The organism is Prosthecobacter sp. GW821-HT29F12 (assembly GCF_058803405.1).
In genome coordinates, this window is record NZ_CM179517.1 from 1,229,607 (window position 1) to 1,243,099 (window position 13,493).

Here is a 13,493-nt window from a genome sequence, read left to right on the forward strand (position 1 = left end):
AATACGAAATTATGAAAAAGTCACTAACAATCGTCTTAGCAATGGTTTCGATTGCAATCGTTCATCTTGGTTTCAATGCCATGGCTGGATTTACTTTCCCCAATGTTCTTTATGCAGAAGCATGCGATCCGGAAGAGGACGATCCAAATGGCAATCAGTGAGAATTAGGGGGGGGCGTATTAAAAAGTTGCGTATGCATCTTCTAAAGACAATCACGATTTTCCTTACCATTGCTTCTTATGGTGGGGCTTATGCTACAGATGCCTTTAATGAGCTATTTAGCAAGCGTGTAGCAAATGCGGTGAAAAGTGCAGATCGCTATGGGTACCTCTCGTGGTGGTACGACATTCCGAGTTTTGTCAGAATTGAGAATGAGGAGGTGCCGCTTTCTTTTAGGTTGTCGACAAATCCTGAGTCAAAATATGGAAGTTTCTTCGGTCCATACTTTGTATGTCCTTTACTTGAAAGTTGCGCGGTTGAAGCGTCGGAGGGATCAGTTATAGTATGGACGCCAGGCGGCCAAAAGATTACTTTGCATTGTTTGCCTGCTAACCCTGATCGATTCGAATCTAAAGATGGCTGGATAGGGATGCGTGAAGGCGAACGCTTCACGCTTACGAAAGGCGGTCAATATTCACTAAAATATAAAAGAGGTTCAATAGAGGGATTATGGGTCGAAGGAAAACTGGCATATAGCTGGGTTAGAAAACGCTCGCGACTTGAATCGTTGCTTAGCGTGAAGGATGGGAAGACGCTAATCGACATTGGTTACAACGAAGACGGCTTAGTTAAGTCCATTAATAATCTGCGAGGCGAACGTTACGAGTTCGGCTACAAGCCTGTACCCAATGTTCAATTGGTGCAGGACAATTGGGTTGTACAATCACTCGCCCCTTATTTGAGCCTTATTCAGTCCAACGATGCTAAATTGCTCGCAATGGACACAGGTTTTAATTTTGACCAGGGTGGGTATTTTACGGACATAAAACCAAATAGGACTTTAGCTAGTTCAATCAAATTTGTTTGGGGGGCAAATGGCATTTTAATCTCTGATAGAGATCTGACATATTCAACGTCGAAGCAACCTGGAGGATCGACACGTCCTAAAATCACCGGCACAGATAAAACTGGTCGTATAGAGTCATATTTTTATGATCCAACAAAAGGAATCGCAGAAAGAACGAGTATAACGGGACACGTAACAAAGATTTATTATATACTAACACCGGGGTCCTGCTTTGGAATGAAGCGCAAGGTCGAATCGTTTAATGAAAAAAGTGAGTTAATAAACGTTGTTAATATGCAGTACGATTCATCCGGCAACTTGCTGAAGTATTCTTCTTCTGACCAACAGCATACAGCTGAACAGGTCACCAGGTACATAAAAAGCCCCGACGCAAAGTCAATGATAGCACGTAATGGCGAAGTGCTCGTAGGCATAAACAAAATGGATAGAGTCTACCAAATATCTTCCGAACGGGCAACGATTGATCTGATTCCCGATGGCGGTGGTAAATTGATCGAACGTATAAAACTATCTAACGGAATAAGTTGGACAAGGGTTACTGCCTCAGACGGGACGTCCCAACTAATCAAACTAAATACAAAATAACTAATCACGCCATGAAAAAATTGTTCAGCACAAATGTCAAAATATTCGTCTTATTCACAATAGGAATTATGGCAATACATGCAGCTGACGTAGACTGTTCGAGTAAATGTACTCCTATGGGACCGCCAAACCCTCCGTTGCCTGATGGCGCAGCGCCTTCATCGCAGCCGCCGAATGGATGTAAGTGGCAATATACTGGCTATGACGCACCTTCTCGAGGAGACCCGAGGCAACAGAATTGTGACTTGGTATATAGTTTTGTACAAGTGGATGACTCGAATTGTGAGGGTGTCAATGAAGACCCTGTGTACATGAGGTGTGGGGAGCCACATATTTGCTCTGGTGAATTCCAACCTGCTACAGGGTTTTGGATGTTCGACGCAGTCGATAAAGATTGTGAAACTTGTTCGGACACCTCCGAATCAGGCGCTGTCATCGATAACGACTTTCTGGATACAAATGGTGCCGGGTACTACACACAGGCATCAGGCGATAATGAACCAGCGGGCCCTCCACAGTGGGTTTTATTAACGCAAATATAGTATATTACTTCGACGTGAACACCCTCTTTCGTGCAATCTGTTTTTGTATAAGCGCACTACTATTCATTAGTATTGAAGTAGAGGCTGCTGATGAACAAGTTGTGAGATTTAGATTATATAAAGTGTCGGACAAAGAATGGAAAGCCGAACACGGGGTATGGGACCCGGCGACCGGGTTCATAAGGTCCGTAACGTATGACAATATTGCTCCTCCTGTGCTCTTTCAAAAAGATTATGTTTTGCAAATGATCAAAGCAGGTTTGCCCAAAGTCGGTACGGCAGTAATGGCTGAATCAGCGGGGCGCGTACCGAAATACATTACGAGCAGCGGATGGCAGACCAGTAAATCACTTAATTATGAAGAGCTAAAAAAACGCTTTGAACGAAATATTTATAAGCGTGATCTGCCAAACTTCTTTCTCGCGAAACTGCCTGAAAAAATTGTCAATAGCGCGAAAAACAATGAAAAAGTGCAAATACCACATTTGCTGGAGAAGATAAATAATGCTGTGGCCGCAACCGACAACGGGCTAACGATTAGTGGCTTTAGAATGATAGGCACAAAAGTTGTATCGGACAAAGATTTCAAAACGATTTACAAAATCGACTCCGACGGAAAGCTCGATTCCTTGCTGGAATATCAAAATCAAAATGTTGTGGACTGGGTAGTCTTCCTGCCTGGCGAATACGCACCAATAGTTTCGGACCAGAAATTGATAGAGGGAGCCCGAGACTCTCTAAAAGCTAAAATAGCTGAGCTTGCGAAATCATCCCCCCAGTTTTTCAAAACAAACGCACCCTCTTTGGGTATTGTTTTAAGTCCAAGCGAAGGTGCGAACGGTGCAAAAATTAAAGGTATTGCTCCGAATTCTCCTGCATCTCAAGCTGGGCTACGAATTGGCTGGAAACTTCTAGAAGTTAACGGTGAGTCAATAGTAGACTTGCCAATGCTTGAATCGATAAAGAAAATTAACATGATTCAAGGCGATGTTCGCATCTTATTTCTCGATGGTGCAAATAAACTTCATGAAGTCAGCATGAAGAAGGCTATTATTAAATAATGTTGGGGCACAAACGCATCTATTTTGCATGCGCTATTTTGTTAGCGATAACATTACTGTTGTTTGTAAAAAGGAGCGGTGATACTGTCAATAGACAAGGCAATCCGACAACTGGGAGCGCAAATTGGAAGATAGTCTCAAATACGAATTTTGGAATTATACCCAAAAATTTTGAGCCTTCGGAGCATCCCCATATTCTGCGTCTAATCAACATCTCTAATGCCCCTCTTCGCATCATTTCTGCTCAGAAAGATTGCACCTGCATGGAGGCCTTAGTTCCGGACCATCTAATTTATCCGGGGAAAACTTTGGAGATCGAACTTCGCATAAAGAGGCCAGAGAGAAATGTTCGCAATCTCAGTAAGACAAGAACGACTCTGATCCTATTGGATAGTCAAGAATGCAAAACGCCGATCAATCTTTATACTGAGTGGTCTAAGACTATCTTGGTAACGCCGGATCAAGCTACGCTCGTTGGGGCGGTCGGCGATAAGCTATCCGCCAAACTAGAAATTGCAGGTTTGAAAGACGTGGAATATGCAGCGGTTAAGTTTTCCAACTTTGAAGGGGAGCGTTTAGACGTTTCTGGAACGTCTAACTCGGGTGACGGAGCTATCGCAATTGATATATCGACTGAGAGATCGGTGCTTGCGCACGACTTAAAGGGCATGATGTCGCTTGAATTCCAGGATGGATCAGCTTTGAGTATTCCTCTTGAAATTCGACGCTGGCAAGGTATTTACGTCAAGGAAAGACTTCAATATTTAGGTGATCTAACAAATGAGAATTTACATTCGGTTGAGATTAATCTGAACCTACAAAAGGGACGCTCTCTAAAAAATGTATTTCTTAATGATAGGCCAGTTTCATATGCGTTGAAACCCGACGATGTTCAAGGCGCTCATAAACTGGTAATGGATATGGCTGTAATTAAGAAGTCGGGTCTGGTTCGGGTTCCTGTGAAATTGGTTTTGGATAATAGCCAGGTTGAGGATTTGACATTAGTATATATTATTAACAAAACGGGTTGATATTCAGAGCTGGCAAAAACCGCACTTATAATTCGGTTCTGGTCGTGGCTTTCAATGAGTGAAGCAAGTTTTATAATCAAGTCTGCGTCAGCGGAAGATGCGAATGAAGAGGGGATGAAGATTCTTAGGAATTAAGCATTTCACCTTGCCAACTTTTGTTGACTTAATATTGTGAAAGTTACAATATGAACTGAGTTCATTACGGCAGTATATTGGCACCTGCAACGTAACTTTGTTATACTCACATGCGGAAGAATATAGGCCATGTTTATGGATAAATATCCGAGCTTTGGTTCTTAAATTATTGCATTATTACTAATCGGGTTTTTGACTGATCCAATATGATTGAAACACGTCGGTTATTTTTTGCAGTTACTGGATCGGCTTTTTCTCCTCGTTTTCTTATCGAGAATGTTTCGGTGACATTCTCGTCAGGAACCTTTACTGCTGTGGTTGGTCCCTCGGGCTGTGGGAAGAGCACGTTTCTCAAAATTCTGTCGGGGATTATACCGGCTTCCTCGGGTTACGTCGTCCTCAATGGACATGTGCCTGCTACTCTCAAAGAGCAGTACCCTCTTGCTATCGGGTATTTGCCTCAGTTTTCGGCTTTTCACAACGAAGCCACCGTATTGGAATCTCTGAGGACAGCCCTTGAATTGCGTTTGAGGCAGATAGCCACCCAGGAGAGTCGAGACTGGCTGGCTAGGGTGGTGAATTTGACGGGGCTTGATGGGGTGATGAACCAGAAGATCTCCACGCTCTCCGGGGGGCAGTTGCGGCGGTTGGCACTGGCTGAGGAGCTGCTGGGAGATCCCGCCTTTCTCTTTTTGGATGAACTGACAAGCGGTCTGGACCCTCACTCCGAGCGTGAATTGATGCACTGGCTTGCGGATCTCGCCAAGCAGAGCGGCAAGAACATCGTGATCGTAACCCACGCCATTGCCAATTTGCATGTCTGTGACCAGGTTGTGCTGCTGAATGAAGGGCAGGTTCTGTATGCAGGTCCGCCGGATCGAATGCTCGGTTACTTTGGTCAGTCAGCATTGGAGGACATCTACCAATATTCGGGTTGTTACTGTCCCATGGATGTGAGTGTACTTGAGGAACAGCCGCTGGCACCGCCTGTGCAGATCAAGTCGGCCAGGCCCGCCTCCAGTTTGAGGCAGTTTTGGACCCTCAGTTTGCGGCAGATGAGCCTGCTGTGGCGGGACAAAGGGCAGCTCTGGCTGCAGTTGGTCCTCATGATTTCCTTTCCCGTGTTGGTGGCAGTCTTTGCCCTGAAGGGCTTGCCGGAGGTCAAGCGGCTGTCGCTGCATGTCCAAACCAACGTCGTCGAAAACCTGGCGGAGCGTCTGCAGTACCTCACCGAATCTTTTCAAGTGTCGTCCCTAGTGGGGGGGCTCAGCATGTTTCAGGTCATCTTACTGACCCTGATGGGGGCCAACAATGCCGCCCGCGAAATCGCCAAGGAGCGCCAGGTTCTCACCAAGGAACTGCGTGCCGGTCTTTCACCTCCCGCCTACTTGCTCACCAAAGTAGGTCAGGTCTTCGGCTTCAGCCTGCTCCAAGCCGCCTTGATGGCAAGCTTGGTCAAAATCTTGTGCGGCTTTCCGGGACTGGTGGCTGAGCAATTCTTCATTCTCTTCATGGCCACTTTTGCCATGTCCTGCACTTGCCTTTTTTTCTCGGCTATTTCCAACACTCCGGAACGCGCCTCGTTGCTTTCTATCTACCTCGTCGGCCTGCAGTTGCCGCTCTCAGGAGCCGTGCTGGCGCTGCCCGAGTGGCTCAAGTGGATTACGCGGCCGTTCATCACTGGTTACTGGGGCTGGAGTGGTTATCTGCGCACCTTCGAGAACTTTCGCCACTTCGACATCGTCAAGCAAGTCTCCAAGACTGACATCGCCAGCTACAGGCTCAGCATCATCGTACTGTCCCTGCACATCATCGTGACCCTGGCTGCCGCTCTCGTGGTCATCTATCGCAAACGCAAACATCCTCCGACTTAAGCCTCCATTCCTCGCCACCATGCGCGACTACTTTTACAACGGCCAAGTCCGTCTTGATTGGGGCTTCGGCAATCCGAATGTCACGGGCTCGCTCATCGCTCTCATCATGCTGGCGGCATGGATGCTGGCCTATCTGCCGAGAGGGTGGGGCAAAGCAGGTTTTTGGATCGCTCTGGCCGAGAACGCAATGCTAGGATTCCCCCTGGTCCAAACATTTTCCCGAGGAGCGGCCGTCGCCTGGCTGGCCGGTGCAGTCATTCTTATGGCTTATGCACCACGCCCGTGGCTGCGTGGGAGATTAATCGCAGTGGTCATCCTTTCCGGTGGATTGATGCTCTACGCCATGAATGTGGGCTTTTCTGAGCGGACCCTGCACGGTCTCTCAGGGGAAGACAAATCAATCACCAATCGCTGGCTGATCTACAAGTCCATCCCACGCATGGCCTGGGATGCTCCGCAGGGCTGGGGCCATGAGCGGGGAGCGGAGGCTTTCCGGCAATGGTATCAGCCGGTCGGGAAAACCGAAACCTATGGTCGACTCGTCAACAGTCATGCAACCTGGCTCGTGGAGTGGCCGTGGTATCTGCGGTTGGGTTACGGCCTTGCATGGGCGGCGGTGCTCCTCCTGTGCATGCCGTTGGCGCGCATACGTTTTTCACCACCACTGGCGGTTTGGGTGTCCTTCGGCCTAGGTGCCTGCTTCACAACTATCGCCCATCATTGGCAGCTCTGGCTTATACCTGGTGCCTTGTTCCTGCTGCTGCTTCTCGTGCGTCTTGGCCTGACATCCTGGCCGCGAAGGAGACATTGGACATTCGCAGGGGGGGCTTGGGCTCTTGTAGTCCTCATTTGGTGGACTTGGGCGCTGTGCACCCCATCCCAGATCCAGTTGATCGACGGGGTGGTGGCCGTGCATGGACAGACACCGCAAACCACCGTACTTGTACTCGGGCTCGATGAAACGGTTATGGGCAAGTTTTACGGTCACCGCATCCGGGAACGCTGCGCGACTGAACCGCTGCAACTCTGCATGCGATGGACTCCAACCATCGCCGCATTGCCGGCTGCCGATGTCTGTGTCTTGGCTGGGAACGTGACCGAGCATGTTGCCGTTCAAGACAATCCCAGCCTTTCCAGGACAAAACGCTGGGTACTCCTCAATCCCGACCAGCCCAGCTCGTCCCTTCTGAAACTCATGAATGTGGACGCACCACCGCCTGTGACCATTCAGCTTGGCTCGTTTGCTGGCGGGCAAGGCCGCTACTTTTGGCAAGCCCTTGCCAACAAGCATCCCGCGCAAATCAAGATCGAGGAAATCACAGGCTGCGGACGTTTCCTCCGTGATTGGAGCCGCACTACTTTTTAATCTAGGCCGTCTATATTTCTTGCTGCGCACTGCTTATTTTTCACAGCTTCAATCTCCGCATAGCCATGTTAGCTGACTTCAAACGACTCCTTGTCCTCCTAGCTGTCGCCGCAGGACTTGCATTCCTCATCAACCAACTGCGGTCCGATTCTCTCGGCATGGTCTATGCCACGCCGGCGCAGCAAATGGAGGCCACGTTGAAAGGGCCGGGCATTGATGCCAATGCGCCTCCCATCACTGTCGTCGGCATAGAGCAGGTGATTCAGGCTGTCACGAGTCGCACGCATCTCATCATTGATGCACGTCCCGATCTCTTCTGGGAGATTGGCCACATACCAGGTGCGATCAGTCTGCCCCGGAAACAATGGGCGGCGTATTATCCCAAGACCGAATCCCTCCTGCGTGAAGCCTTGGCCGCAGGTCGTCCCTTGCTGCTCTATTGCGCTGATTTGCACTGTCCTGATGCCGGAGAGTTGGCCAAGGAGCTCAATCAGCGTGGCTTCAACGGTCTCCTCCTCTTTGAGGCTGGGTGGGCCGCTTGGGAAGAGGCCGGCCTGGCTGTCGAATCCAAATAAACACGCCATTCGCCATATGCACTCATCGACTTCAGTTAGAAAAAAAGCCCCTTGGTGGGACTGGCTCCTCATACTGATCATTGCTGCCGTGTTCGGCTACGCAGGCGTCGTCAAGCTCCAAGGAACTGCCGAATTTTCCCATGTGATTGCCCGCTTAGATGTGCTGCCCAGTGCGCTGATCAATCCGGTGGCTCTCATTTTGCCCACATTCGAGATCCTGCTCGCTGCGGTCTTGCTGGTCCCGGCGCTGCAAAGACCCGCATTGCTCGGTGTGCTGCTTTGTTGTGCCATGTTTGGCATGGTCCTGACATCAGCGATCATACTTGGAATCCCAGTGTCCTGCGGGTGTTTTAGTCTCATTGAGAAACCATCCCTCCACGCAGCTTGGTGGGCATTGGGACGCGACGCGATTTTATTGGGAGTTTCCATTCCGCTCTACCTGAGGAGAGTTCGTACTCCCTGGTTCTTGTTATGAAAGTATTAGGTGTCCATGCTTCCGTTGTTTTGATCTTGAATATTTCGGCCAAACTACATCGACGGGTCGCTGTGTGAGCCAATGCTCTGCAATGCCTGCGAACCCAGGCATTGGAGAAGGGTGGTCACCTTTTGGGCTTTGTCTTCCTGGGGCTTTTTGCATTCTCTGCAAGGGCGTCATCAAAGAGGGCCCTGATGAATTCAGCCTTGTTGGCGTAGCCCTTCAAAGCAGCAATTTCCGCCAGCCCCTTGTCTTTCTCGGCGCTGATGTAGGCTCCTGCTAGCTTGGTTCCCGGTTGTCTTTGATTCGGCATGTCGGTAAAGGAGTTTGTGCGGTGGCGGGTTAAAAACATCATAATCCAGCACCATCTCGAAGCTTTTGAGCTTTGGCTGCATATTTCTGCAAGCGTTTCAGTTCCTCCTGCCAATATTCCTGCTCCGATGCTGATACCCCTAAAGACATTCCTTCGAGTCTGGAGAGCAGCGGACCATGGATGCCGTTAGCATAGGCTCTGAGCGATTCTGCGGCCTCTGAAGCATCAGGAAGGGGTAGTGAGAGGGTCAACGGCACAGTGGCATCAAAAACGCCATGCGGATAGGCGGAAAGGGGTGAGGATGGCAAAGCCGCCCGATACAGGCAACGCACCAAACTGCCGAGGACATACCGGAATGCTGGTGGATGCCTGTCATTCACACCTTTGGTGCGGAGCCAGTTCAGAAGGAAAATGTGTGTTTCGTTGCACCTGTAGCCACGGCTTTTGCGCTCAGATGCCTCAGTAATTCGAAGTCGGCTGGGATTCTCCAAGACAAAATCTCCTGCTGCTTTTTCACGGAACGATTTAAAAATGGCGCAGAGTTCAGGTTCGATATCGATTTCGCCGGCTGAATCATGGCTCTTCAGTCGCTTATAATCGGTGTCCTCAATGACGAGCAAACGCTTCTGAAAATCAAATTGCGCCCACAACAAAGCATCAGCCTCACTTCGCCGTAGGCCAAATACGAGTGTCAATAACAGCAGCTTGTAGGCTTCGGGGTTCAAGGTCTCCAGATCAGCTTTTGCGGAGCGAAGAATCTCGGTCGCGTCGATTCTGGATTTGTAACGCAGCGACGGTTCTGTCTCTGCTGTGACACCTTCGAAGAAAAGAGGGGAAGGGAGTTCAATCTCTTCTCGAATGAAGGGAAGAAGCTTTTTTGACAGAATAGCCTTTGCATTCCGCAAAAGGGAATTCACGGTCACCACCGCGCGGTTCCGTTCCTGATTTGTCTTGGCTTTCGCCAGAAAACGAGTTTTCCAGGATTGCACTCTGCTAGGGGTGAGTTCGGAGATTGGCGTGCAATCGATCTGCTTCACCCAAGCTGCCCGACCACCCCTAAAAGCATCAAATTTTCGTCCATCCTCGATTTCAAGTGCACCAGCGACAATCCGACGTAGGGCCTTGACATAGGCATCCAATGTCTCCGGTCGCTTTGTCGACAATTTCAGGAAGACGGTGATAAGAGTTCCAATATCGGATCCAGCACACTTCTTGATAACGGTCGGCTTGAATTCGGCGAGGGCTTGTTCCCAGCCCTTGGCGACGATGGCAAGATAAATCCTTTGGGCGGCCTTTGCGGCATCCTCCTTGTTTGGACTCTCCAGGTTGAATGTCTCACGTCGGCCATTTCGAGCAATTCTGATACACCAATCGGTAGTTTCTTGCCTTTGGCCTGCACGTGTGAACGAGTTTTTGAAAAGGCGAGAATGCCAGTATCGCACATCGGTTTTGGCAAAGCTCTTCCTCTTTTCATGCTTGGCCACTTCTTGGCCACTTTTTTGGTTCTTAATCCGGCTCATGATTTTCAATGCTTTATATGAACATGGATGGAAAGCACTGTAAACCAACAAATTACACAAATCATTACCGAACATTCTCGAACATCTACAGACGAGAGAGTTGCAGACTGTAAATCTGCTGGCTTACGCCTACGCTGGTTCGAATCCAGCCCTGCCCACCACCTTCATTCTGAGTGAGTTAAAGATCAAAGCCCCGCCCCAAAGGCGGGGCTTCTTTTTGGATTCGGACATTTTCCGGACATTTTTGGACCTAACCCTCCCTTTCGAATTCTCGCTGACCCTAGGTGACCGCGTGGATTGCGAATTTTGTAATGCCCCACTCACTGGCAGGTCGGCCAACTACTGGAGGTCTTGGCCCTGCAATTTCCCCCTCATTCGCGTTATATCGCGTTATAAAGAGTTGAGCGACATGCTCCGGCGAACCCACTATTCGCCCTGCATCGATCAGGGCATCGTCTGCGCGTTGTATCACGAAGGCCGGCGGCTGCGCCGTCCCATCACGCGCCTGGTCAACGAGCTGCTCACCTTATCTCTGCAACACACGCAGGCATGGAGCATCGCTGTCACTCAGATGAGGCCTCACTTTCCATGCGCAGCCAGGATCTCACGCTGTCTCCGGCATGAAGGTCGGGAAGACGATGCCTTTTGCACCAGCGACGGGAGCGGTGGATTGCGCGACATGCAGCTCCACGTTGCGAGCTCCCCACGAGTAAGCGGTGCGCACGAGCGCGGACGCGGCGCAGGAGGCGAGGAAGACGAGCGTTTGACCCCGCAAGCAGTCGAGAGCTCGCCAGAGCAAGGCGACTGCCGTTGTCTCATCAATGGCGACACCAGGACCGATCATGGTGAACGAAGGGTGAGTGCTCATGGCAAGGAAGCCGTTTACGGAGCCATCCGAGGCCTCGGAAACGAGCACCCGCCAGGCGCCGACTTCGTTGCGAATGAAAAACGCGAAGTCCTTTTCGCGACGGATGCCCTGCTGAGCGTGCTCGAAGTCGGAGATTCGCGGCGCATCGGCCAAAACGGCATCACGCACACTTTCGATGCCCGCAGGTGCGGTGGCGGCCAGTCCGGATTCGGGAACGGTGATGAGCAAATCTTGAAACATGGCCCCGGGGACGAATCCGAGCCGCGTGTAGAGCGAGAATGAGTCGAGGTTCAGCAGGCTTGAAACAAGCCGTGCGGGCTTGCCAAGGCGTTTCGCCTTGTCCAAGACGAGCGACATCATCTTCTTCGCGATCCCACGCCCACCCATGACCGGTGAGGTGGCCACGATGCCGATTGAGACATGCGTTTCACGCTCGTGCGAGAAACACACGCCGACGATCTCGCCGCTGTCCGTGCGGGCAGTGACGCATTCGCCGGGATCGAGCGCCTCATAGACGTCAGGAAAGAGGGTGAAAGGATCGTGGCTGTCGCCAAATCGCGATCCCTGACCGAGGCGGCTCTCATACCAGTGCACCAGCGCCCGGTGCAGCAGGCGGGCGATCGGCTCGCGGTCGGATGCGGTGAGGGCTGTGAAGGCAATGTGCTCGCTCATGGCTCAGAGGATCTCCCAGCCTTTGCGGTATTGTTCTTTGATGAAGGCGTCTGCCGCTGGCAGGCCTTTGGCTTTCATCGCCGCGGCGTCCCACTCGATGGGCTTTTGCGCGCGCAGCGAGAGCACCCCAAGCAGCGCGATCTCCGTGAGGTGGGCCGCGTAGGCGAAGGGGCTCGTCGCGGGTTCGCCGCCTTTGCATGCATCGATCCAGTCTCGATGATGGCCGTTGGAGCGTTTCAGGCGTGGCGCCGGCTTCTGGTATTCCACACGGCGTTTTTCAGGGAAGAGCCGGGGCGGCCCGCCGCCGCCGTCGCACTGGATCACTCCTTTTTCGCCGATGAAAAGGCAGCCGCGTTTTGGCAGTGGGAAAGCACCCAGCGCCTCGGGCGTGGGCGGCATCATGCCTCCGTCATACCAGGTCATGCGGATCTCGGGCCGCGAGCCCGCTGCGGGGAAGGTGTAATAAATAAGCGCGCCATGCCCAGCGATGTCGCTCGTCATCAAACCTGCTGCGTGCGCCTCGATGCGCGAGGGCACGGGCAGATCAAAGGCGCGCACGGCGGTGTTCATATCGTGGCAGGCAAAGTCACCGATGCCCGTGCAGCCAAAGTCCCAGAAGTCACGCCACGCCACGGGGAAGTAGGCCGGATGAAACGGCCGCTCCTGGCGCGGGCCCAGCCACAGGTCCCAGTTCAGTCCTGCAGGCACCGGCGGTGTGTCGGTGGGCTTTCCGGCGAGGGTTGGATTCCACCGCTTCGCGCCCACCCACACATGGATCTCCTTCACCGCGCCGATGGCGCCGTCCTGGATGTACTCGATCGTCTCGCGTGTGCCGAGCGACGAATGCCCCTGGCTGCCGAGCTGGGTGGCTACGCCGGTCTCTGCGGCCACTCTAGCCACGTGACGCGCCTCCCAGATGTTGTGCGTGAGCGGCTTCTCGCAGTAGACGTGCTTCCCGGACCGCATGGCGATCACCGAGCAGTAGGCGTGCAGATGGTCTGGCGTGGCAATGAGCACGGCGTCGATGCTCTTCTCCTTCTCCAGCATCTCGCGGAAGTCGATGTAGTCCGCGCAGCGGAAGTTCGGTGTCTTGGTGGCGTAGTGCTTCTCGATCTCCGCCTTCACCGGCAGGCGGCCGCCCATGCCTTTGAAGTAAAAATTTTCAAGGCTGAACGACTCCGCCGGATCTGCCACAGCGATGATCTGGCAATCCTCAAGCGGCAGGAGATTGCGCACATTGGTGCGGCCCTGCCCGCCGGTGCCAATGATCGCCACGTTCACCTTTTCGCTCGGCGGCACAAAGCGCGGCCCGCCCAGAACATGCCGGGGGACGATGTTGAAAGCAGTCACCGCAGCGGCGGTGGTTTTGAGGAAATGTCGGCGTGAGGAACTCGGAGCAGGATTCATGCGGTGATGCAATACGCCGTCCTGCGTGGCATTCTTCAGACG

The 13,493-nt window shown here is 51.8% G+C and carries 12 protein-coding genes; 8 read left to right on the forward strand and 4 right to left on the reverse strand.

Features of this window, described 5'->3' with window-relative positions:
• Positions 1–11: 11 nt before the first annotated feature.
• The 8 genes from AC3RLQ_RS05130 (at position 12) to AC3RLQ_RS05165 (ending at position 8,671) form a co-directional block, all read left to right on the forward strand.
• Positions 12–161: a hypothetical protein gene (locus AC3RLQ_RS05130; RefSeq protein ID WP_493034956.1), complete on the forward strand. Its 150-nt coding sequence runs from the start codon at positions 12–14 to the stop codon at positions 159–161.
• 32 nt (positions 162–193) lie between these two features.
• The gene (locus AC3RLQ_RS05135; RefSeq protein ID WP_493034958.1) at positions 194–1,612 is read left to right on the forward strand and encodes a hypothetical protein; all 1,419 of its coding nucleotides are present in this window, start codon (positions 194–196) and stop codon (positions 1,610–1,612) included.
• Between the two features lie 556 nt (positions 1,613–2,168).
• Positions 2,169–3,215, forward strand: a complete 1,047-nt coding sequence (locus AC3RLQ_RS05140; RefSeq protein WP_493034960.1) for a PDZ domain-containing protein — start codon at positions 2,169–2,171, stop codon at positions 3,213–3,215.
• On the forward strand, positions 3,215–4,246 hold the full coding sequence (locus tag AC3RLQ_RS05145) for a hypothetical protein (protein ID WP_493034962.1): 1,032 nt from the start codon (positions 3,215–3,217) through the stop codon (positions 4,244–4,246). Before AC3RLQ_RS05140 ends, AC3RLQ_RS05145 begins: the two co-directional genes overlap by 1 nt.
• Before the next feature lie 341 nt (positions 4,247–4,587).
• A complete protein-coding gene (locus AC3RLQ_RS05150) occupies positions 4,588–6,255 on the forward strand; it encodes an ABC transporter ATP-binding protein (protein ID WP_493034964.1) in 1,668 nt (555 codons plus the stop codon).
• A 19-nt stretch (positions 6,256–6,274) separates the two neighbouring features.
• Complete coding sequence (locus AC3RLQ_RS05155) at positions 6,275–7,621, forward strand: O-antigen ligase family protein (RefSeq protein ID WP_493034966.1); 1,347 nt, start codon at positions 6,275–6,277, stop codon at positions 7,619–7,621.
• A 65-nt stretch (positions 7,622–7,686) separates the two neighbouring features.
• Positions 7,687–8,196, forward strand: a complete 510-nt coding sequence (locus AC3RLQ_RS05160) for a rhodanese-like domain-containing protein (RefSeq protein WP_493034968.1) — start codon at positions 7,687–7,689, stop codon at positions 8,194–8,196.
• A gap of 16 nt (positions 8,197–8,212) precedes the next feature.
• Positions 8,213–8,671, forward strand: a complete 459-nt coding sequence (locus tag AC3RLQ_RS05165) for a MauE/DoxX family redox-associated membrane protein (protein ID WP_493034970.1) — start codon at positions 8,213–8,215, stop codon at positions 8,669–8,671.
• A 124-nt stretch (positions 8,672–8,795) separates the two neighbouring features.
• Here AC3RLQ_RS05165 and AC3RLQ_RS05170 read toward each other — a convergent pair whose 3' ends face one another.
• The 4 genes from AC3RLQ_RS05170 to AC3RLQ_RS05185 all read right to left on the reverse strand — a co-directional run bounded on the left by AC3RLQ_RS05170 (position 8,796) and on the right by AC3RLQ_RS05185 (position 13,451).
• Entirely contained in the window at positions 8,796–9,026 is a 231-nt protein-coding gene (locus AC3RLQ_RS05170; protein WP_493034972.1) for a hypothetical protein, read from the reverse strand.
• A complete protein-coding gene (locus AC3RLQ_RS05175; protein WP_493034974.1) occupies positions 9,023–10,504 on the reverse strand; it encodes a site-specific integrase in 1,482 nt (493 codons plus the stop codon). Before AC3RLQ_RS05175 ends, AC3RLQ_RS05170 begins: the two co-directional genes overlap by 4 nt.
• A gap of 604 nt (positions 10,505–11,108) precedes the next feature.
• Positions 11,109–12,044, reverse strand: a complete 936-nt coding sequence (locus AC3RLQ_RS05180) for a GNAT family N-acetyltransferase (RefSeq protein ID WP_493034976.1) — start codon at positions 12,042–12,044, stop codon at positions 11,109–11,111.
• Positions 12,045–12,047: 3 nt separating this feature from the next.
• Positions 12,048–13,451, reverse strand: coding sequence for a Gfo/Idh/MocA family protein (locus tag AC3RLQ_RS05185; RefSeq protein ID WP_493034978.1), 1,404 nt, complete (start codon positions 13,449–13,451; stop codon positions 12,048–12,050).
• Between the last annotated feature and the right edge of the window lie 42 nt (positions 13,452–13,493).